This is a genomic window from Gottfriedia acidiceleris (assembly GCF_023115465.1).
GTDB classification, from domain to species: Bacteria; Bacillota; Bacilli; order Bacillales; family Bacillaceae_G; genus Gottfriedia; species Gottfriedia acidiceleris_B.
Genome location: NZ_CP096034.1, coordinates 1,625,318 through 1,646,279 on the forward strand (window position 1 = coordinate 1,625,318; position 20,962 = coordinate 1,646,279).

Genomic DNA, 20,962 nt, shown 5'->3' on the forward strand with positions numbered 1-20,962 from the left:
AAATCGATCTGTGTAAAAATTCCCAATTTTTTGAAACTATAGAAAATGCATGGTCAAATTTGGTAAACTAAAAATGAAAGAGGGGGAGAAGGAAAAATGTTAAAAAAATCGATTAGGGCAATTTTAATAAGCTGTCTTGTGTTAACAATCAGCTTATTAGCAGCATGTGGTAACAATCATGAAAAATCTGCAAATGGTAAAAAACATGTGAAATTACCAATTGCAACAATAAAGGTAAAGGATTACGGTGTCATTAAAGCTGAATTATATCCTAATATTGCACCAAATACAGTAGATAATTTTATTTCACTAGCAAACAAAGGATTTTATAATGGATTAACATTCCATCGAGTTGTTAGAGACTTCGTTATTCAAGGTGGAGATCCTGAGGGAACTGGTGGCGGTGGTCCAGGATATGCAATTAATGGAGAATTTACATCAAATGGCTTTAAAAATAACTTAAAACATACAACAGGTGTACTATCTATGGCAAGAACTGGTGACCCAAATAGTGCTGGAAGTCAATTTTTCATAATGGCAAACGATACACCTGACCTTGATGGGCAATATGCTTCATTTGGTAAGGTGACAGAAGGAATCGATATTGTTAAGAAAATTGACGCAGTTGAAGTGGATTCAATGGAAAAACCTGTTACTCCAGTAATCATCGAGTCCATAAAGGTAGATACTAAAGGCGAGAAATACGCTAAACCAAAAACTCATAAAGAATAAAATCTTCCTGAGCTTGGTTTTAATAACTACTACATAAACCCGAAAAAACTACTTCACAAAAATGAAGTAGTTTTTTCATTTAAATTAAATATGAATTATAAACCTTTTTTAATTTTACCAGACCAAAGCTTGTAGCCGCCTTTAAGTTGGTAAAGTTCTGTTACACCTTGTTTACGTAAAATACGTGCAGCTTGTCCTGGACGAACGCCCATTTGATCATATAAATAGACAGCTTGATCTTTACGAATTTCTTTTGAACGCGTTTTTAATTGTGCGAACGGAATATTACGAGCACCTAATATATGGCCGTTCTTAAAATCTTCTTGATCACGTAAGTCAATTAGCTGAGCTTTACGGTAGCCAGCACGAAATTCTTCCTCAGTTAACGTTTTAATTAAACGTTTTTGGTAGAAATACATAACTGTTGAGTATACAATGATACCTAGTACGACAAAAATTATTGGTAAAAACTGACTCAAATTTTTCAACACCTTTCAATTACCTACTTATCTTATTATAATTCTCTAGTAGGATTGTGCAAGAAACTTTCATTAAAAAAGTAAAAATTTATCGAAAAATGAGGAGATTTTCAACATGACAAAGACAAAGTGGTATTTTATTAATAGCGGAGTAAAATCAGGAAGCTATAATATGGCTCTTGATGAATGCTTAATCAAGTGGCAAAGTGAAGAAGGTTTTCTTCCAACACTGCGTTTCTATGAATGGGAAAATCCTACTGTAACAATTGGATATTTCCAAAAAAACCAAGAAATAAGTTTAGAAGCATTAAAAAAATACAACGGTGATTTCGTAAGACGCCAAACTGGTGGAAGAAGCGTACTTCATCATGATGAATTAACTTATAGCGTAATTGTCCCAGAAAGCTACCCAAATATGCCTGTATCAGTTACAGAAGCATATAGAGTGATTTCAATGGGAATTTTAGAAGGGTACAAGCTACTTGGTTTAGATGCTTCTTTTTCTGTACCAAAAACTGCTGAAGAAAAAAATGAATTAAAAAACCCAGCAAGTGCAGTTTGCTTTGATGCGCCATCATGGTATGAAGTTGTTGTAAATGATAAAAAAATTGCTGGAAGTGCGCAAACAAGACAAAAGGGCTCAATTCTTCAGCATGGTTCAATTCCTTTAAATATTGATGTTGATATGTTATATGACTTATATATTTTCTCTTCAGACGCAGTGAGAGAAAGAATGAAAAAACGATTCTTAGATCGTGCAACTTGGATCAATGCAGAAAGTACTACTCCTAAAACAATGGCTGACTTGTATAAAGCATTTGAAAAAGGCTTCGAAATTGGATTAGATATCGAGTTGATGCCTTATGAATTAACGGAAGCTCAAGAGAAGGAAGTACAGGATTTAGCTGCAACTAAATATGGTACTGAGGAATGGAATTTACGTAAGTAGTTTTTTATTGAAAGCCTTTTTGGCTTTCTTTTTTTTGCATTGTTGGACTAAATGGTAAAAGGAGCGGTCAAATAAAAAGAGGTAAGTGTACAAAAAAACAGATCAATCATGAAAATACCTTCACAATATAGTTCAATTTTAGGCATCGACAATAAATAAAGAAGCATCAAAGAGAACTTCCTACCTTTTCCACTGTTTTAATTCTTATCGGGGTTAATACTAATCAAAAAATGTGGAGAAGGAGTAGATTATATGAAGCCTTTTATACCAAAGCTTGTTTATTTCGAGCCTCAAGCTTTAGAGTATCCGTTAGGAAAGGAACTAAAGGAGAAATTTGAGCAGATGGGTTTAGAAATAAGAGAAACAACATCTCATAATCAAATTCGAAATTTACCTGGTGAAAATGATGTGGAAAAATACCGGATTGCTAAGTCAACTTTAGTAGTGGGGTTGCGTAAGACTTTAAAGTTTGAAACATCTAAACCTTCAGCGGAATATGCAATTCCTCTTGCTACAGGCTGTATGGGGCATTGTCATTATTGCTACTTACAAACTACGCTTGGTTCCAAGCCTTATATTAGGGTGTATGTAAATTTAGAAGATATTTTTGAGCAAGCCCAAAAATATATAAAGGAACGCGAACCTGAGATTACACGGTTTGAAGCTGCGTGTACGTCTGATATAGTTGGTATAGATTATTTAACACATTCTCTTAAGAAAACGATTGAATTTATTGGTGAAACAGAATTTGGTCGTTTACGATTTGTAACGAAATTTCCACATGTAGATCATTTACTTGATGCAAAACATAATGGAAAAACAACATTTAGATTCAGTATTAATTCTAGGTATGTTATCAAAAACTTCGAACCTGGAACTGGTTCATTTGATGAGAGAATAGAAGCCGCGAAAAAAGTTGCATATGCAGGATATCCATTTGGTTTTATTGTTGCACCCATTTATATGCATGAAGATTGGGAAGAGGGCTATGAGGAGCTTTTTATTCGATTAAAGGATGCATTAGGTGAATTAGCTAATGAGAAGATGACTTTTGAACTCATACAGCATCGTTTTACTAAGCCTGCCAAAAAGGTGATTTTAGAGAGGTATCCTAATACTAAACTAGAAATGGATGAAGAGAAAAGGAAATATAAATGGGGCAAATATGGAATTGGAAAATATGTTTATCAAAAGGAAGAGGCTGCTTCAATTGAAGAGACCATTTCTGGTTATATAAAAAAGTATTTTCCTAATGGAGAAATTCAATATTTTACTTAATGAAGTGTATCTAGTTTATCAATAATCGACAGAAGACTCCTACCTAATTACGTGAAGGTGTGATAACACCAGTAATAGGTGGGAGATGAATGTCGGTTAGGCGTTCGTATGTCTAAATGCTTTTTTGTTGTCTGCTTCATAACTCAATGATATGCTCAGTCTTAGGGATAAGAAAGGCTGAAATTAAAGAGAAATTTGATAGCGATAATCATGATCAAACGTGCCTTTCCAAAGCTTTGTTCTGCTAATTTACAAAGTTGGCTCAAAGAAGTTGACAATATAGCTCTTCAATCCTCACTGAAAAACCTCGCAGATTCGTATTCACGATTCTTCAAAAAAGTTGAATAAAGCACCACACTTTAAGTCTAAAAGAATCGAGTTCAATCCTATACAACAAAAGAAACAAACGGAAATATTGCCGTTCTCGGAAACATGTCCTTTTTCCATCAACATCACGATCGAGATATAAATGCCAGTAAAAGTATTCTAGCTCAAGGCAGGCATACGAACATTGGCTTTGGCCTAAATAATCATAGAACCGTAGGGATATCTACGGAGATCGCTTGGTAAATAAGAGAAACCTCTGCTGGCAAAGCTAGCAAGTATGCTCAGCTCCCAAGAATCTCCCACTTCAAACAATCTGTAAGGGTGCTAAGTGGTGAGAAGTTCAATGGTACACTCTTATTATTTTCAACATACTCTTATACAGAATGGAAATCTATTATTATTTAAATGTGTTCATGTTAATTGCACTTTTAGTATATGTGTTGTATCATTTTATTGATGCTTATTGTAACGGAATAAAGTTTGAATGAGTGTATTGGAGGAAGAACATGCCCACACCTAGTATGGAAGATTATATTGAACAAATTTACCTTTTAATTGAAGATAAAGGGTATGCTCGTGTATCTGATATTGCTGAAGCATTATCTGTACACCCATCGTCAGTAACTAAAATGGTGCAAAAACTAGATAAAGACGATTATTTAATTTATGAAAAATATAGAGGATTAATCCTAACGCAAAAAGGTAAAAAAATGGGAAAAAGACTTGTCTACCGCCATGTATTACTTGAGCAATTCTTAAGAATTATTGGTGTAGATGAAAATTTAATTTATCAAGATGTTGAAGGAATGGAACATCATATGAGTTGGGAAGCCATTGATCGAATTGGCGAACTTGTTCAGTTCTTTGAAGAAGATAAAAATCGAATCGAAGCATTAAAAGATATTCAAAAGTCGAATGAAGCCCAATCGAATTCAAATAACTAAAAAGACCGTGCTTAGTAGGAAGCACGGTCTTTCTTTTTGCCCTTTTCACCTTCAATCACAGTTAAGTGACTTGCATCCTTTGAACGTTTTTTTAACAAAGGCGTGGAGGTACTTTTTCTTGAAGTGGGCTTTGATTTGTTAATCGATTTTTTAAACGAGCTAGATTTTTGAGTGTTATATTTTTTTATAGTTTGTTTTGCAGCCTTACGATAGGAGTCTTGATGGCTTCTTTGACTGTTTGAAGATGAAAAAACTCTATAAATAAAATAAATAATTAAAAGGATTAATCCAATAAACAAAAATCGTTGTAATAATTTTGCTGGATCGTTTATCAACTGAGCAATTAAGCCAAAAAGTGCTAATGCTATTATTCCATAAAATATTGATGTGTACACTTTTTGATTCACTTTAAGCACCTCCTATGGTGAAGAGTAAATAATGTATTAGAAAAATATTGTTTCTTATAGTTTATTACATTTTATCCAATAAGTTGATATTTTTTATAAAATTCTGTCAATTAAATGTTGTTATTTTTTTCCACTTCTAAAAGTCGGTTAAATGAAGCGATTGATACTTCAACTTGATCATCAGATGGTTCTTTAGTTGTTAATAATTGTAGCCATAAACCAGGGTAACCTACCCATCTTAAAATAGGAATATTTCGAACTTTATTTGTTAATTGAAGAACTTCGAACGAAACACCTATAACGACTGGAATTAATAAAAGTCGATCGACAATTCTAAGCCATAGTGGGCTTGTTGGAACTAAGAAGTATATGAACATACCAACTATTACAGTAAATAGGATAAAGCTACTTCCACAACGGTAATGAAGTCGAGATTGTGATTGGACTCCTTCAATCGTTAAAGGAATATTGTTTTCATATGCATTAATCACTTTATGCTCGGCACCATGATACATAAACACTCTTTTTATAAATGGAGTCAATGAAACTAAGTAGATATAGATTAATAAAAAACCTAGTTTTAAAATACTTTCTATTACGACTTGTTGAAAATCGGTTTCAAATATTGGTTTCAATGTTGCTGCCAATAGTACCGGAACAAGGGTGAAAATAACTTTTCCAACTAAAAATGATAAAACGGCTAGCAATGAAAGTCCGAGATAAGTTGCAAGCGTACCTTTTTGTTTTTCACGCTCAATTGCAATTTTCTCATCATCCTCTGGATCAATTCCGTATCTTTCAGTTGAGTAATTTAAATGCTTGGACCCATTAATACTTGCTTGTATAATCGCGACTACACCACGGACTAAAGGGATTTTCTTTAATTTTTGCATTGTCCGATTTATATGTATCGGTTCTTCATAATATTGAATTTCTTCATTTGTCCTGCGGATAGCAGAGACTGTATGTGTTTTGCCACCAAACATTACGCCCTCTACGATTGCTTGACCCCCATAAACTGCTTTATTTTTCTCTCTCATGTTGCACCAACCTAAACGTGTTTTTTATCTATTACTATCTATTGTAAATGTAAGCATAATAATGGTGCAAGTAAGAAGTAGGAAAATCTAAATAATAATCATAATATTTTTAATTTTCTAATAAAAAATCGGAATCACATTAAAAATTTCTTTGTTGGACATAATACTCAGAGATATTTAGCAATGTATGGAAAGGGAAATGTTAAATGCAGGAAAAAGATAAAGAACAAGAAAAAAAGCAAGGTCAGGATCAAGAACAAGAAAAAGATATGCAAAGTCAAGAAAATAATCAAAACCAAGATCAAAATCAAAGTAAAAGTCAAAATGAATACCTAGTCCAAGGTGGCGAAGGTGATTCAAAAGGGAATAAGAACTTTAATAAGATTGTTAGTATTGGGTTTTTTGGTGGCATATTTTGGTCTTCTGTTTTGTTAGTTCTTAGTTATTTTGACTTTACTCAAATTGGTCCAAATTTTGTTTTAGAAAGAATCAAACTTGGAAAATGGGCAAATGGTTATGTTGAAAACTTACTATCTATTGTTGGTATAGGCATTATTTCAATCATTATTGCATTTATATTTTATTTTATCGGTAGAAAATTTAACGGAGTTCTGCCAGGTATATTTTTTGGATTACTCCTGTGGGTTATTGTTTTTATTCTTCTTGGTAAAATAGCATTCGATTTAAAAGCAATTAAGGATTACTCATCTGATACGACAGTTACTACAATCTGTTTATTCATTTTATACGGAACTTTTATTGCATATTCTGTTTCTTTTGCTTTTCAAGAGCAAAAGGCATATTTGCGTGGCTATTCAAAATAGTCTGGCCTATGATAAAATAAACCTTGGGTATTCCAAGATATGTGTATTTGGGATAAATATGCCGAAATGATGGGTGGAGACTTTTAAAATGGCTAAGTTTTTATTATTGAATGGACCTAATCTAAATATGCTCGGTCAGAGAGAAGTTTCTATCTATGGTTCAACTACTTTAAAGGATATTGAGGATCATTTATCATCGCTTGCACATGAAGATGGGGATACGATTGATTGCTTTCAATCGAATCATGAAGGTGAATTAATCGATCAACTTCATGCGGCAAATAAAGTCTATGATGGGATTCTGTTTAATCCTGGCGCATTTACTCATTACAGCTATGCAATTCGTGATGCAATTGCAAGTATTACCGTACCAACTATTGAAGTACATATTTCAAATATACATAAAAGAGAAGAGTTCCGACATACTTCAGTTTTAGCTGCAGTAACTGTTGGGCAAATCGTTGGTTTAGGTGTGTATGGATATGACTTAGGTTTAAGTGCGTTAAAAAAGATTAGTAGGGGAGAGAAAAACAATGGAAAAAATTAAAAAGTTACGTGAAGCTTTAGTAGAAAAAGGATTAGACGCATTATTAGTTACTAGTACATACAACAGACGTTACATGACGAACTTCACAGGTTCTGCTGGTGTTGCATTAATTACACAGGACAAAGCTTTATTCATTACTGATTTCCGCTATATTGAACAAGCTACTAGCCAATGTGAAGGTTATGATATTGTTAAACATGAAGGGTCAATTCCAGCTGAAGTTGCAGCTTTAACAGAGAAATTTGGCTTAGCAAAACTTGGATTTGAACAAGATCATATTACGTTTACAGAATTTGGTTCTTACCGCAAAGTGGTAAAAGCAGAATTAGTTCCTGTAAGTGGATTAATTGAAAAATTACGCTTAATTAAAACGGATGCAGAGATTTCAATCATTAAGGAAGCTACTAAAATTGCAGAATCTGCTTTTGATCATATTTTAGGATTTATCCGTCCAGGTGTTACTGAATTAGAAGTATCGAATGAGTTAGAATTTTTTATGCGTAAATTAGGTGCTACTTCATCATCATTTGATACGATCGTTGCTTCTGGTACTCGTTCTGCTCTTCCTCACGGTGTAGCATCAGAAAAAGTAATTGAATCAGGTGATTTTGTAACGTTAGATTTTGGTGCATACTATAAAGGTTATGTATCAGATATGACTAGAACAGTTTCAGTAGGTGAGCCTCATTCTGATTTGAAGAAAATTTATGATATCGTTCTTGAAGCTCAATTACGTGGTGTTAATGGGATTAAAGCAGGTATTACAGGTAAAGAGGCTGATGCTTTAACTCGTGATTATATTACGGAAAAAGGTTACGGAGAGTATTATGGACATGGAACTGGCCATGGTATTGGTCTAGAAGTACATGAGGGACCTGGCGTATCATTCCGTTCTGATACAGTATTAGAGCCAAATATGATCGTGACTTGTGAACCAGGTATTTATATTCCAAATCTAGGTGGAGTTCGTATAGAAGATGATTTAATCGTTAAAACTGGTGGTAACGAAAACTTAATGTCTTCACCAAAGAATCTAATTATTTTATAAGTTTTCATTAGATTAGAAATTAGAACTACACAAAAAGCGTATTTTACTTTATGATATAAAGTTGTAAAAGAAATTCATGGTAAGAGAAATGGTTCTTTTTTTACACAATACATACTTATAGAACCATTTCATTTTTTAGGAGGATATTTAATGATTTCAGTAAACGATTTTCGTACAGGTTTAACAATTGAAACTGACGGTGGACTTTGGCAAGTAATGGATTTCCAACACGTTAAACCGGGTAAAGGTGCTGCATTCGTACGTTCAAAACTTCGTAACCTACGTACAGGTGCTGTACAAGAAAAAACATTCCGTGCTGGTGAGAAAGTAGCAAAAGCACATATTCAAAACCGTAAAATGCAATATTTATACGCTAATGGTAACCAACATGTATTCATGGACAATGAGTCTTATGAGCAAATTGAATTACCAGAAGCAAATATTGAACGTGAATTAAAATTCCTTAAAGAAAATATGGAAGTTTATATCATGACTTTTGAAAGTGAAATTTTAGGTGTTGAATTACCAAACACTGTTGAACTAAAAGTAGTTGAAACTGAGCCAGGTATTAAAGGTGATACTGCTTCTAACGTTACAAAACCAGCTACAATGGAAACTGGTTTAGTAGTACAAGTACCAATCTTCATTAATGAAGGTGAAGTATTAATTATTAACACAACTGAAGCTAGCTACGTTTCACGTGCAAAAGCTTAATTAAATGTAAAAATGGAGGCACTTATTAAAGAGTGTCTCTTTTTTCTTATTAACAAATTTAAAAATAAGTAAGGGTGATTAAATGGTTACTTCAATTGTTCTTTGGACATTGATTATCATTTGTTTTGCATTGGCGTTTATTGCGTTAATCAAACCAATAATTCCAGGTGTACCAGTATTATGGGTAGGATTTTTAATTTATTATTTTGGTATGAATAAGACGAATTTAAATCTGTCGTTTTGGATTATTATGCTGATTTTTACAGCTGTTATATTTCTAGCGGATCTTCTAGCTAATAAATATTTTCTTAAAAAATATGGTAGTACGAAAACTGGTGAAAGAGTAGGTTGTTTGGCTGTAATCGTAGGGTCGTTTGTTTTTCCTCCCTTTGGCTTAATTATTGTTCCATTCATTTCTGTCTTTATTGCTGAGAAATTACAAGGAAAGAATACGAAAGAGTCGATAAAATCTGCATGGGCGACAGTTGTCTCTTTTATTAGTAGCTCATTAGCAAAAGCAGTATTGCAAGTTATTATGGTAATAATCTTTTTTGTTTATATTATATTTTAATTTGATTGAGAATCTAATCATTAAACAAAGAGGTTCTAGTCATGTTGTTTTTCATTACAGCCTAATGTGTGTAAGTGTTAATTTTATTATTTAGTTTTAAATGTTACTTATGAACCTTTTATGTGTAAGTAAGATGTAAAATTCAGCGTTATAGTTACTCATGAACCCTTATGGGTAAGTAGTTAATTGTATATTATTGGTTTCTTGCTTACTTATAGACTAATCGAGAGAATGTTATTTACATATTTTACTAAAGAGAGAAGTCATACGACTTCTCTCTTTTTTTTGTGCCTTCGACTTAATGTTTGTCTTCTGAAATGGACATGTTCAGCATATTAGTAATAAAAAAGAATGAAAAAAGGTGTGTAGCTATGAAGGATTGGATTGATTCAATGGATCGAGCTGTTCTAAGTATGGGAATGCTTAGAGTTTTTGGTGGAAGTGTGGAATTGATTGCTGCTTTTACAATTTTATATTTAAACGATATTAAGAAAGCATTGGCAGTAAATAGTGTTTTGGCAACTGTCGGACCTATTATCCTCATTTCAACAATGGCGATTGGAATTATAGGTGTTGCATCTAAATTGGATCCTATTCGATTAGTTTTAGTTATTTGTGGTGTGTTTTTAATATTGTTGGCAGTTTTTAAATGATAGGATGTGACCTTTTATGGAAGAGGTTTTCAACGTATTGCCTACATTAATTAAAGAAAAGTTACAGCGTTCATATGGAGACTTACATCAAGTCGAGGAATTAAGGTTAAGAATCGGGCGTCCAGTTGAAGTGATTTCGAATAATCAGTCAAATTTTATTCCTTATATCCTAACCGAAGAAGAGGGCGGGCAGATTCTAGGAAAGTTAAGTCAATTTTCGATTTATACGATTGAGGAAGAATTGAAAAAAGGCTATATCACAATTAAAGGTGGGCATCGAGTCGGGTTAGCTGGTCGCGTTGTAACCGAAAACGGAATGGTTAAAATGATTCGAGATATTAGTTCATATAATTTTCGGATTGCAAAAGAAAAAGTAGGAATAGCTAGTCCGTTTGTAAAGTATGTTTATGAAGGAAGATGGAAAAACACTATGCTGATTGGCCCGCCACAAGCAGGGAAAACAACATTACTTAGGGATTTTGCTAGAGTGGTGAGTCAAGGCGATGTTAAAAGGGGAATAAGGCCTGGAAAAGTTGGCATTGTTGACGAACGATCTGAGATAGCAGGTTCAGTTAAAGGGGTTCCTCAATATACATTTGGTGAAAGGATCGATGTATTAGATGCATGTCCAAAGGCTGAAGGAATGATGATGCTTGTAAGGTCGATGAGTCCTCATGTCATTCTTGTAGACGAAATTGGAAAAAAAGAAGATGTTGATGCAATTTTAGAAGCGATCTTTGCCGGTGTTCAATTAATAGTGACCGTCCATGGCTATTCTCTAGAGGAAATTAGAAAACGCCCTTCTCTTTTGCCTTTGTTTCAAAATGGGACATTTGAACGATTTATTGAAATTTCAAATTTTCCGTCACCTGGTACTGTAGCGGATATTAAAAATAAGGATTTCACTAGTTTATTTCATCCGAGGGCGGTGCTTTAGATGAGGTGGATTGGAGCACTTATTATCATTTTTTCAACAAGCTGGCTTGGATTTTATTTTGCCGGTAGATTATCAGAACGAACAAGAGAATTAAGAGGCTGGAAGTTGGCTCTCCAATCCCTTGAGGCAGAGGTTATGTATAGTCAATTGCCACTGCAAGAAGCGTTTAGAAGAATTTCGAGTCAATTGAAAGGACCGATTAATAGTTGTTTAAAGGATTTTTCCATTCAACTTGAAACGAGTGCATTATCAGCGAAAGAAGCCTGGGAAAATTCATTAATGAAATATGCAAAAACTGTCTCGATTAAAGAGTCTGACATACAAGTGTTATTACAATTTGGTGAGACAATTGGTATGCATGATAAATATTCACAACAAAAACAAATCATTTTAGCTTTAAAACATTTGGAAAGAGAAGAGCAAGAAGCAATCGATTCACAGGGGAGTTATGAACGAATGTCTAAAATGCTAGGCGTTTTAAGTGGAATATTAATCGTTATATTACTCTTGTAGGAGGAATTTAAATTGATTACAAATTATGCACTGATGTTTCAAATAGCTGGGATTGGAGTAATTGCTGCAATTATTCATGCGGTCTTAAAAAAAGCCGGACAGGAAGAGTTTGCTACATGGACGATTATTACTGCATTCATTATCGTATTTCTCCAAGTGATCACTAAAGCTGGTGATCTTTTTAATAAAGTTAGGGATGTATTTCTATTTCATTAGATTAGGGGTGAGAGTCTTTGGAAATCATCCAAATTGTTGGCATTGGGTTAGCCGCTACATTTGTCATTCTTCTATTAAATCAATTTAAAATGAATAATTTTACGTTAGCAATAACTGTTTTTATAAGCTGTGTTTTGTTTTTATTTTTACTAGATAAGGTGCAATTCTTATTAGATCAAATTCAAAAGCTAGCAAATCAAGCGAGTATTAAAAATGTGTATGTCGAAACTTTACTAAAAATAATTGGGATCGCATACATAGCTGAATTTGGAGTTCAAATTACGAAAGATGCAGGCCAAGGGGCAATTGCCTCCAAGATTGAACTAGGGGGCAAAGTACTCATATTGGTCCTTGCAGTACCGATTTTAACAGCTTTAATTGAAACAATTTTAAGTTTTTTACCAAAAATTTCTTAGATGTAAGGGAAGGAGGACATTATGTCAAAAAGGATAAAAGTTTTTCTTCTTTTCTTTACTCTCTTTTTTTTAGTACCAAGAATTGTACAAGCTGCTCCTCCACCTGCTGAAATAGTAAATGAACAAATACAGAAGTTAGGAATCGATGAAGTTCAACAATATTGGGATGAAGTTGTTCATCAATATGGTGGTTTTTTGCCCGAAAGTCAAAAAGGGGACTTTATCCAATTTATAAAGGGAGAAAAGAAATTTTCATTGCAAGAATGGTTTATTGCATTTGCTAAATATATATTTTTTGAGTTATTAAGTAATGGAAAAATATTAGGGATCTTAATTATGTTAGTTATTTTTAGCTCTTTACTCCAATCGTTACAAAATGCATTTGAGAAGAGTACGGTTAGTAAGATTGCTGATAATGTGGTTTTTCTAGTTTTAGTAGTATTTGCATTAAATAGTTTCTATGTTGCAACGCAGGCCACCCAAGATGCAATTACAGTCATGATTGATTTTTTACGAGCACTAATACCAATTTTACTAGCATTAATCGCAACATCAGGTGGTGTCATATCTGTTGGCGTTTTCCATCCAATCTTAATTTTTTTAATGCATACAAGTGGATTACTAGTGACGTATTTTGTACTACCTTTAATTCTTGTCTCTACAATTTTAAGTATTGTAAGCATTATTAATGATGAGTTAAAGGTGACAAAACTAGCTACTTTAATAAGAAATGTTGCTGTAGGTGTACTAGGAATCTTTTTAACTATTTTTTTAGGGGTATTAAGTGTACAAGGTTTAACGACTGCAGTCTCGGATGGGGTAGCAGTAAAAACAGCAAAATTTGTAACAAGTAATTTTGTTCCGGTTGTTGGTAAAGTTTTTGCAGATGTTACAGATACAGTTATTAGTGCATCTTTATTATTAAAAAATACAGTTGGGATTGTAGGTTTAGTTACTTTATTAGCAATCGTTGTATTCCCTGCTATTAAAATATTAGTTTTAGCTTTAATTTATAAATTCTCAGCGGCGATTTTACAACCAGTTGGAAGTAAAAATATCATTAGCACGATTGATACGATCGGAAAAAGTGTAACTTATTTATTTGTTTGTTTATCAATTGTTTCATTAATGTTTTTCTTAAGTATGACTTTAATAATAGCGGCAGGAAACATTGTCGTCATGTTTAGGTAGGTGGAATAATGGAATTCTTTATACATTGGGTTTCAAATATTATCGTTTATATATTAGTTGCAACCGTCATTATGATGTTAATTCCAAATACCGGCTTAGCAAAATATGTACGATTTGTAGCCAGTCTTTTATTAATTGTCATGATGCTCCAACCAATTTTTCAATTATTCAGAGTAAATATAAAAGAGGTTCTAGCTGGATACCAGTCTAAAACGTATGAAGCAAATGGTGAAATAAAAAATGAAATAAATAATAAGAAAAATGAAATACAAGAAGCAGAACGTGCATATATATTAAAACAAATGGCTGTCCAAATGAAAAAGGACGTTGAAAAAAGCTTTACGAAAGAATTTGAACAGGTCATTACAAATGTGGATTTACAAGTAAAAGATGGAGTGAATACAGTCAAAACAGCTCAGGATCTTTCTAAAGTAATCGTTTACGTTGGCCCCAAAAAAGATGAGACAAGCAATGTAGAACCTGTTCAAGAAGTGTCAATTAATACCGATCAGCCAGTACAGACAGATGATCAAAAAATTAAACAACAAGAGTTACAAACTTTTTTAGCAAATAAATGGGAGCTTGAGGACAAGCAAATCGAAGTCAAGATGGAAGGAGGGGAGTAATGACAAATGAAGAAAAAGATTCCACCAATAAAATTAGCAGACTTTCTAAAAGGAAATGGCGATGACAAAACCTCTTCTGACAAAGAAAAAAGTCCATTTAAACTGACGAGAAAATATGTACTAGCTCTACTGGGACTCGGGATTTGTTGGATGATTGCAAGCAGTCTATTTGCTAATACAAATCAAAAAACGAATTCAATGCTATCACCTATTTCCACAGAAACGAGTGCAACACCAAAAAATAATGAACAAGCTGTTGAGACTCTTGGAAGTGGTGGTGGAAAATCATCATCGAACAAAATAGAAGAAATTGAAAAAAAATACGAGCAGCAGCTAACCGACACATTAAATAATATGGCTGGTGTAAGTAATGTAAAAGTAGAAGTAAATCTTGAAGGTAGTGAAAAGAAAGTCTATCAAACAAATAAAACAAATCGAACTCAAGAAACTGATGAAACAGATAAACAAGGTGGAACACGAAATATTGATGATCAATCTCAAGAAGAGCAAGTTGTCATTATTGATAACGGGGATAGACAAGAACCAGTAGTAGTCGAGACTGAAATGCCAAGGATTAGAGGAGTTCTAATTGTAGCCAAAGGTGCACAAAACTTAGAAATTAAACAAATGATTCGAGAAGCTGTTACACGATTACTTGATGTTCCAAGCTATCGTGTCTCTGTACAACCAAAAAAATAACAGGAAGAAGGTAAAAGTTAAATGAAAAAACAAACAATTTGGTTATTAACAATGTTAAGTTTAGTAGTTGTATTATCAGTTTATTATGTTACGACACCTGATAATTTAAAAACAACAAGTTTTATGAACATGAATAATAACACAGATACAGATTCATTAGACTCAACTCCTAAAGATACTAAGAAAACAGATTCTAAAACAGAAACTTCTAAACAAAACTCAGATACTTCTAAACAAAACGATAAAGAAACTGCTTCTAAAGAAAATTCTACTAGTGAAGTATTCTTAAAACAACGTATGGAACAAGAAGATCAAAGAAGTCAATTGATTGATGAATATAAAGCTACTGTGGACTCAGCAACTGCATCTGCACAAGAGAAAAGTGAAGCATTCACTAATATGAACGAACTTCAAAAATTAACTGCATTAGAATCTGATGTTGAAACTATGATCAAAGAAGCTGGCTATAAAGATGCACTAGTTCGTTCTGACAAAGATGAAGTAAAAGTAGATGTAACATCTGCAAAACCAAGTAGAAAAGCAGCGAATGACATCATTCAAATGACAAGAAGTGTCTTAGGTGAAAAATTAGTAGTAGTAAAATTCCAAGTTAAATAATTTGAAGAACAAAGCCAGTAGAATTCATTCTACTGGCTATTATTTTGATGAAAACAAGTTGTCAGTTTGACCAAATTTCCACAATATATGAAGCCCGCGTTGGGGGGGGGGGGCAACAAGGAACGGTAATCGAATAAGAACCAATTTAGAAGAACATTATGTACGTAATCGTTAAAATAAAGGGCTGTCCATTGTTGAAATCGCCTGTTGCCAGTGGGATTAACTACTGGCTCTTCATTTTTTTTATAAGCTTATAAATAATTAATGTGAATTTTAGGATTATTCCTAATTCCTATGCACTTTCTGTCTTTGGTTTTCCCTGTTATAATAGGTTAGATTGAATTATTTTTGGTAAGGAATAATATATAAATATTCCTTGTAAAATAGCTAAAAATAATTAGGAATCACTTTGTTTAAAATAATTTGTTGAAAAGTTTAGTATTAGGTTATAAGATTAGACTATATGTCTTAAGGGGTGAACAGAATGAAAATTCATGAAATTAGAGAATTAATTAAGTTAATCGATCAATCAACAATAAATGAATTCGAATTTGAGGATAACGGTGCTATCGTTAAAATTAAAAAAGGTGGACAAACAACTGTCGTTACATCTGCTCCAGTTGTACACCAAGAGGTAGCTCCTGTTGTTACATCTGCTCCAGTTGCAACTTTAGAAAGACCAGTTGCTGCAGAAGTTGCTGCACCTGTAGTGGAAAAAGAAGATACAAGTAACTTACATAAGATTACATCACCGATGGTAGGTACTTTCTACGCATCTCCATCTCCTGATGCAAAAGAATACGTATCAATAGGTGATCGTATTAAAAACGATTCAATCGTTTGTATCGTTGAGGCAATGAAGCTATTTAATGAAATTGAAGCTGAAATTGAAGGCGAAATTGTTGAAGTACTTGCTAAAAATGGTCAATTAGTAGAATACGGTCAACCATTATTCTTGGTAAAGGCCTAATATCTACAAAATTAACAGTACTTTACTAGAGAAGGTGAAGAAATGAAAAAGGTTTTAATAGCGAATCGAGGAGAAATCGCCATTCGTATTATTCGAGCATGTAAAGAATTAAATATTGAAACAGTTGCTATTTACTCTGAAGGAGATAAAGAAGCATTACATGTTCAAATGGCTGATGAAGCTTATTGTGTCGGTCCTAAATTATCAAAAGATAGTTATTTAAATATGACTAATATCATTAGTATTGCAAAATTAACTGGTTGTGATGGAATCCATCCTGGTTATGGTTTCTTATCAGAAAATGCTAGTTTTGCAGAATTATGTACAGAGTGCAATGTGAAATTTATTGGACCAACGGCTGATTCTATTTCTAAAATGGGTACAAAAGACGTTGCTCGTGAAACAATGAAAGAAGCAGGAGTACCAGTAGTACCTGGTTCACAAGGTATTATTCAAAGTGTTGAAGATGGTAAAAAGATTGCTGCAGAAATCGGCTATCCAGTTATTATCAAAGCTACAGCTGGTGGCGGAGGTAAAGGGATCCGTGTAGCAAAAGATGAAATCGAACTTGAAAAAGGTATACAAATTACTCAACAAGAAGCTCAAACAGCTTTCGGTAATCCGGGTGTATATCTTGAAAGATATATTACAGATTTTAGACATGTTGAAATTCAAATTTTAGCAGATGAACATGGAAATACAATTCATCTTGGAGAACGTGATTGTACAATTCAACGTCGTCTTCAAAAATTAGTAGAAGAAGCTCCATCTCCTGTTTTAGACGAAGAAACTCGTCAAAAAATGGGTCAAGCAGCTGTTCGTGCAGCTGAAGCAGTAAATTACTGGGGTGCAGGTACTGTTGAGTTTATTTATGAACCACATACTAAAAACTTCTTCTTTATGGAGATGAACACACGTATTCAAGTTGAGCATCCTGTAACTGAATATATTTCTGGTATTGACCTTATTAAGCAACAATTATTAATTGCTAAAGGTCATCCATTAAAAATAACTCAATCAGAAGTATCATTAAAAGGATGGTCAATTGAGTGTCGTATTAATGCTGAAAATCCAGATAAGAACTTTATGCCGTCTCCTGGTAAAATCATTACGTATTTACCACCAGGTGGTCCGAATGTTCGTGTTGATTCTGCTGTATATAGCGGGTACACAATTCCGCCATATTATGATTCAATGATTGCGAAAGTTATCGTGCATGGCAAGACAAGAGAAGAAGCAATTGCTATAATGATAAGAGCACTTGAAGAATTTGTGGTAGAAGGAATTTACACAACAATTCCATTCCATTTAAATTTATTGCAAAATGAAATCTTCGTAAAAGGGAAGTATAATACTAAATTCCTTGAGGAGCATGCGCTTGTTAAAGGATAAAGTGGAGGGATCTGTATGAACGAAAATCAAATTTTAGAAATGGGTACTGCGACATTAGGTCGAGTAGAAATCGCACCTGAAGTAATCGAAGTAATTGCTGGTATTGCAGCTGCTGAAGTTGAAGGTGTTTCAAGCATGCGTGGAAACCTAGCATCTGGTATTTCTGAAATTATCGGTAAGAAATATCACGGTAAAGGTGTCCGAGTTGATTTATCAGAAGATCGAATTACAATCGATGTATACATTCTAGTTAAATTTGGTAAGTCAATCCCAACTGTAGCAGGTAATGTACAAGACAATATTCGTCAAGCATTATTAACGATGACAGGTCTTGAATTATCTGAAGTAAATGTTCACGTAGTAGGAGTTCAATTCGATACGAAACCTGAGCAAGAAGCTCCAATTGAACTTTAATATTAATAAAAAGAGTCTCTATCTTATAGAGGCTCTTTTTTTTGTTTTGTTATATAAGAGTAAGGACAGTCTTTGCAGTTCTTTCATTTTAGTGAATCCTTTTGTCCGGTTTATATGTAACTGATTAACTATTTTGAAATGTGTTAAAATTTATTTAGAAATGAAATAGAAAAAGGTGATAATATGAACTTAAATTTAAGCACAAATCGAACAAACTTACGTGAATTTGTTGAAAGCGATTGGCAGCAAGTACATAAATATGCATCACAATCAGTTGTATGTCAATTTCAGCCGTGGGGACCGAATACAGAGATTGAGACAAAGGAATTCATTCAAAACATACTAAGAGACATGAAACAAATAAATAGGACTAGATTTGCATTTGCAATAATAGAAAAGAAATCCGATCAATTAATAGGATCAATCGAGTTTAATATTAGGGATGAAATTAATCAAATTGGTGAAATAGGGTATATAATTCACCCGAACTTTTGGGGCATGGGATTTGCTAGTGAAGCCACTAAAGAAGTAATTTCATTTGGGTTTAAAAATTTTAAACTTCATCGACTATTTGCGACATGTGATGTTAGAAATATTGCATCAGCAAAAGTACTTGAAAAATGCGGATTAACTTTAGAGGGTAAAATGCGTGAAGATCTATTATTAAGAGACGGCTGGAGAGACACCTATTTATACAGCATACTGGAACATGAATGGCTCGTGATTCAGGAAGGAAAGGAAAGATAATAAAATCTGGTATTAGTTGGAAATTTTTTTTATTTCTTAAAAATCTTTTGTTCCCCCTTTAATACCACATTTTCTTAATCTATCTATTCGAATGTTCGTGTTTTGGTATGTAAATATTATTTTAAAGTAAAAAAAAGGAATTTTTTTTAAAAAAACACAAACATTGTTCTGTTATTTTATTTGATTTTAAGTTAAAATGTAGAAAACAGTTTAAAGTATTGAGTTTGCTTAGAAACGTTAATAATAATAAAAATTAGAGTTAATACAGACAGTCGTTGGAACTTATTAAAAAAAATGGTAAAATAACGTGTTACTATACAAAATTAGAATTCGTTATTACCTATGCAACGAATGATGAATTTAGCTTAAAGGAGTTTATTATTTTGATGAAACGTAGAAAAGCAAGGGAACTTGCATTACAAACATTATTCCAAATGGATTTAGGTGAAGCGAATGCTTCAGATGCATTAGAGCATGTATTAGAAGAAGCTGAAGAAAAACAAGATGCATTTTTAGAGGCAATTGTAACAAATTTTGTTAGTCATAAAGAAGTGATTGACGAACAATTAGCTTCAAATATCGAAAGCTGGACGATTGATCGTTTAGGAAACGTTGATCGCAATATCCTTAGAATCGCTGTAGTAGAAATTAATTACTTAGAGGATGTTCCAAAAAGTGTAGCAATCAATGAAGCGATTGAAATTGCTAAAGTTTACGGTGATGATGATTCTAGTAAATTTATCAATGCGGTATTATCAAAATTCTAAATAGATAGATTGTTTATATGCATAGGGGGAAACTAAAATGGTAGCAACATTAATTAATGGTAAAGAAGTTTCAGTATCAATTCGTGAGGAATTAAAGAATGGTGTTTCAGAATTAAAAAATCAAGGTGTTACACCAGGTTTAGCAGTTGTTTTAGTTGGGAATAATTCTGCTTCAAGAACATATGTTAATTCGAAGCATAAAGCATGTAATGAATTAGGGATGTATTCTGAAGTAATTGAATTACCTGAAACAGTAACTGAGGATGAGTTATTATCCGTTGTAAACAAATTAAACGATGACCAGTCAATTCATGGTATTTTAGTTCAATTGCCATTACCTGCTCATATCTCAGAAAAGAAAGTAATTGAAACAATTTCTCCATTAAAAGATGTTGATGGATTTCATCCAATTAATATTGGAAGAATGATGACGAATCAAGATTCATTACTACCTTGTACTCCTTTTGGTATATTAAAATTAATAGAAAATACAAATATTCCGATTAGTGGCAAACATGTGGTTGTTATTGGACGTAGTAATATTGTTGGGAAACCAGTTGGACAACTATTCTTAAACGAAAATGCAACGGTTACTTATACACATTCACGTACAACTAATCTAAAAAATATTACAAAGCAAGCTGATATTTTAATTGTTGCTATTGGTGTAGCAAAATTAATTACAGCTGATTATGTTAAAGAGGGAGCAATTGTAATTGACGTCGGCATGAATAGAGACGAAAATGGCAAATTATGCGGAGACGTAAATTTTGAAGATGTAAAAAATGTTGCTGGTTATATTACTCCTGTACCTGGTGGAGTGGGTCCAATGACAATTACAATGCTACTTCATAATACGTTAAAAGCAGCATCTCAAATTGATAGTAAATTAATTTTGAGTACTAAACTTTAATCTTATTGCTTTGTAAGAATGAAAGAAGGG

At 33.1% G+C, this 20,962-nt stretch carries 27 protein-coding genes and 1 pseudogene; 25 read left to right on the top strand and 3 right to left on the bottom strand.

Annotated elements, in window-relative coordinates:
- Positions 1 to 96: 96 nt before the first annotated feature.
- Positions 97 to 732, top strand: coding sequence for a peptidylprolyl isomerase (locus tag MY490_RS07710; RefSeq protein WP_248268692.1), 636 nt, complete (start codon positions 97 to 99; stop codon positions 730 to 732).
- Positions 733 to 827: 95 nt separating this feature from the next.
- Here MY490_RS07710 and MY490_RS07715 read toward each other — a convergent pair whose 3' ends face one another.
- Positions 828 to 1,151, bottom strand: a complete 324-nt coding sequence (locus MY490_RS07715) for a rhodanese-like domain-containing protein (RefSeq protein WP_084006937.1) — start codon at positions 1,149 to 1,151, stop codon at positions 828 to 830.
- A 175-nt stretch (positions 1,152 to 1,326) separates the two neighbouring features.
- On the opposite strand from MY490_RS07715, the gene MY490_RS07720 reads away from it, so the two are divergent.
- The 4 genes and pseudogenes from MY490_RS07720 to mntR all read left to right on the top strand — a co-directional run bounded on the left by MY490_RS07720 (position 1,327) and on the right by mntR (position 4,709).
- The gene (locus MY490_RS07720) at positions 1,327 to 2,160 is read left to right on the top strand and encodes a lipoate--protein ligase family protein (RefSeq protein WP_248268693.1); all 834 of its coding nucleotides are present in this window, start codon (positions 1,327 to 1,329) and stop codon (positions 2,158 to 2,160) included.
- A 252-nt stretch (positions 2,161 to 2,412) separates the two neighbouring features.
- On the top strand, positions 2,413 to 3,438 hold the full coding sequence (gene splB, locus MY490_RS07725) for a spore photoproduct lyase (RefSeq protein WP_248268694.1): 1,026 nt from the start codon (positions 2,413 to 2,415) through the stop codon (positions 3,436 to 3,438).
- A gap of 255 nt (positions 3,439 to 3,693) precedes the next feature.
- Positions 3,694 to 3,870, top strand: a pseudogene (locus MY490_RS22300) (IS200/IS605 family element RNA-guided endonuclease TnpB); the annotation flags it as partial.
- Positions 3,871 to 4,271: 401 nt separating this feature from the next.
- Entirely contained in the window at positions 4,272 to 4,709 is a 438-nt protein-coding gene (gene mntR / locus MY490_RS07735) for a transcriptional regulator MntR (protein WP_069034089.1), read from the top strand.
- 11 nt (positions 4,710 to 4,720) lie between these two features.
- On the opposite strand, the gene MY490_RS07740 is transcribed toward mntR, so the two are convergent.
- Both MY490_RS07740 and MY490_RS07745 read right to left on the bottom strand, forming a co-directional pair.
- Positions 4,721 to 5,116 carry an SA1362 family protein gene (locus MY490_RS07740; protein ID WP_097978554.1) on the bottom strand — a complete coding sequence of 132 codons (396 nt, stop codon included), beginning with the start codon at positions 5,114 to 5,116 and terminating at the stop codon, positions 4,721 to 4,723.
- A gap of 110 nt (positions 5,117 to 5,226) precedes the next feature.
- Positions 5,227 to 6,156, bottom strand: coding sequence for a DUF1385 domain-containing protein (locus tag MY490_RS07745; protein WP_248268695.1), 930 nt, complete (start codon positions 6,154 to 6,156; stop codon positions 5,227 to 5,229).
- A 206-nt stretch (positions 6,157 to 6,362) separates the two neighbouring features.
- Between MY490_RS07745 and MY490_RS07750 the strand changes: the two genes are divergently transcribed.
- The 20 genes from MY490_RS07750 (at position 6,363) to folD (ending at position 20,932) form a co-directional block, all read left to right on the top strand.
- A complete protein-coding gene (locus MY490_RS07750; protein ID WP_248268696.1) occupies positions 6,363 to 6,980 on the top strand; it encodes a YqhR family membrane protein in 618 nt (205 codons plus the stop codon).
- A gap of 88 nt (positions 6,981 to 7,068) precedes the next feature.
- Positions 7,069 to 7,527: a type II 3-dehydroquinate dehydratase gene (aroQ, locus tag MY490_RS07755; protein ID WP_248268697.1), complete on the top strand. Its 459-nt coding sequence runs from the start codon at positions 7,069 to 7,071 to the stop codon at positions 7,525 to 7,527.
- On the top strand, positions 7,514 to 8,575 hold the full coding sequence (locus MY490_RS07760; RefSeq protein WP_248268698.1) for a M24 family metallopeptidase: 1,062 nt from the start codon (positions 7,514 to 7,516) through the stop codon (positions 8,573 to 8,575). The genes aroQ and MY490_RS07760 overlap by 14 nt, the downstream gene beginning before the upstream one ends.
- Positions 8,576 to 8,725: 150 nt before the next feature.
- A complete protein-coding gene (gene efp / locus MY490_RS07765; protein ID WP_248268699.1) occupies positions 8,726 to 9,289 on the top strand; it encodes an elongation factor P in 564 nt (187 codons plus the stop codon).
- An 82-nt stretch (positions 9,290 to 9,371) separates the two neighbouring features.
- Positions 9,372 to 9,860, top strand: a complete 489-nt coding sequence (locus tag MY490_RS07770) for a DUF456 domain-containing protein (RefSeq protein WP_248268700.1) — start codon at positions 9,372 to 9,374, stop codon at positions 9,858 to 9,860.
- 371 nt (positions 9,861 to 10,231) lie between these two features.
- A complete protein-coding gene (locus tag MY490_RS07775; RefSeq protein ID WP_248268701.1) occupies positions 10,232 to 10,513 on the top strand; it encodes a YqhV family protein in 282 nt (93 codons plus the stop codon).
- A 16-nt stretch (positions 10,514 to 10,529) separates the two neighbouring features.
- Positions 10,530 to 11,450 (top strand): stage III sporulation protein AA, encoded by a 921-nt coding sequence (gene spoIIIAA / locus MY490_RS07780; protein WP_248268702.1) that lies wholly within the window; start codon positions 10,530 to 10,532, stop codon positions 11,448 to 11,450.
- On the top strand, positions 11,451 to 11,963 hold the full coding sequence (gene spoIIIAB / locus MY490_RS07785) for a stage III sporulation protein SpoIIIAB (protein WP_248268703.1): 513 nt from the start codon (positions 11,451 to 11,453) through the stop codon (positions 11,961 to 11,963).
- A 12-nt stretch (positions 11,964 to 11,975) separates the two neighbouring features.
- Positions 11,976 to 12,179 carry a stage III sporulation protein AC gene (gene spoIIIAC, locus MY490_RS07790; RefSeq protein WP_088072847.1) on the top strand — a complete coding sequence of 68 codons (204 nt, stop codon included), beginning with the start codon at positions 11,976 to 11,978 and terminating at the stop codon, positions 12,177 to 12,179.
- A 26-nt stretch (positions 12,180 to 12,205) separates the two neighbouring features.
- Entirely contained in the window at positions 12,206 to 12,595 is a 390-nt protein-coding gene (spoIIIAD, locus tag MY490_RS07795) for a stage III sporulation protein AD (RefSeq protein WP_069034314.1), read from the top strand.
- 21 nt (positions 12,596 to 12,616) lie between these two features.
- On the top strand, positions 12,617 to 13,786 hold the full coding sequence (spoIIIAE, locus tag MY490_RS07800; RefSeq protein WP_248268704.1) for a stage III sporulation protein AE: 1,170 nt from the start codon (positions 12,617 to 12,619) through the stop codon (positions 13,784 to 13,786).
- Positions 13,787 to 13,794: 8 nt separating this feature from the next.
- A complete protein-coding gene (spoIIIAF, locus tag MY490_RS07805) occupies positions 13,795 to 14,412 on the top strand; it encodes a stage III sporulation protein AF (RefSeq protein WP_248268705.1) in 618 nt (205 codons plus the stop codon).
- A gap of 6 nt (positions 14,413 to 14,418) precedes the next feature.
- Positions 14,419 to 15,111: a stage III sporulation protein AG gene (gene spoIIIAG, locus MY490_RS07810; RefSeq protein ID WP_248268706.1), complete on the top strand. Its 693-nt coding sequence runs from the start codon at positions 14,419 to 14,421 to the stop codon at positions 15,109 to 15,111.
- A 21-nt stretch (positions 15,112 to 15,132) separates the two neighbouring features.
- Positions 15,133 to 15,729 (top strand): SpoIIIAH-like family protein, encoded by a 597-nt coding sequence (locus MY490_RS07815; RefSeq protein ID WP_248268707.1) that lies wholly within the window; start codon positions 15,133 to 15,135, stop codon positions 15,727 to 15,729.
- Between the two features lie 484 nt (positions 15,730 to 16,213).
- Positions 16,214 to 16,699, top strand: coding sequence for an acetyl-CoA carboxylase biotin carboxyl carrier protein (gene accB / locus MY490_RS07820; RefSeq protein ID WP_097978565.1), 486 nt, complete (start codon positions 16,214 to 16,216; stop codon positions 16,697 to 16,699).
- A gap of 42 nt (positions 16,700 to 16,741) precedes the next feature.
- Positions 16,742 to 18,091: an acetyl-CoA carboxylase biotin carboxylase subunit gene (gene accC, locus MY490_RS07825; protein WP_248268708.1), complete on the top strand. Its 1,350-nt coding sequence runs from the start codon at positions 16,742 to 16,744 to the stop codon at positions 18,089 to 18,091.
- A 15-nt stretch (positions 18,092 to 18,106) separates the two neighbouring features.
- Positions 18,107 to 18,505 (top strand): Asp23/Gls24 family envelope stress response protein, encoded by a 399-nt coding sequence (locus tag MY490_RS07830; protein ID WP_056475162.1) that lies wholly within the window; start codon positions 18,107 to 18,109, stop codon positions 18,503 to 18,505.
- 183 nt (positions 18,506 to 18,688) lie between these two features.
- Positions 18,689 to 19,252, top strand: coding sequence for a GNAT family N-acetyltransferase (locus tag MY490_RS07835; RefSeq protein WP_248268709.1), 564 nt, complete (start codon positions 18,689 to 18,691; stop codon positions 19,250 to 19,252).
- Positions 19,253 to 19,638: 386 nt separating this feature from the next.
- Complete coding sequence (nusB, locus tag MY490_RS07840) at positions 19,639 to 20,019, top strand: transcription antitermination factor NusB (RefSeq protein ID WP_248268710.1); 381 nt, start codon at positions 19,639 to 19,641, stop codon at positions 20,017 to 20,019.
- 37 nt (positions 20,020 to 20,056) lie between these two features.
- Entirely contained in the window at positions 20,057 to 20,932 is an 876-nt protein-coding gene (folD, locus tag MY490_RS07845; protein WP_248268711.1) for a bifunctional methylenetetrahydrofolate dehydrogenase/methenyltetrahydrofolate cyclohydrolase FolD, read from the top strand.
- Positions 20,933 to 20,962: the final 30 nt, after the last annotated feature.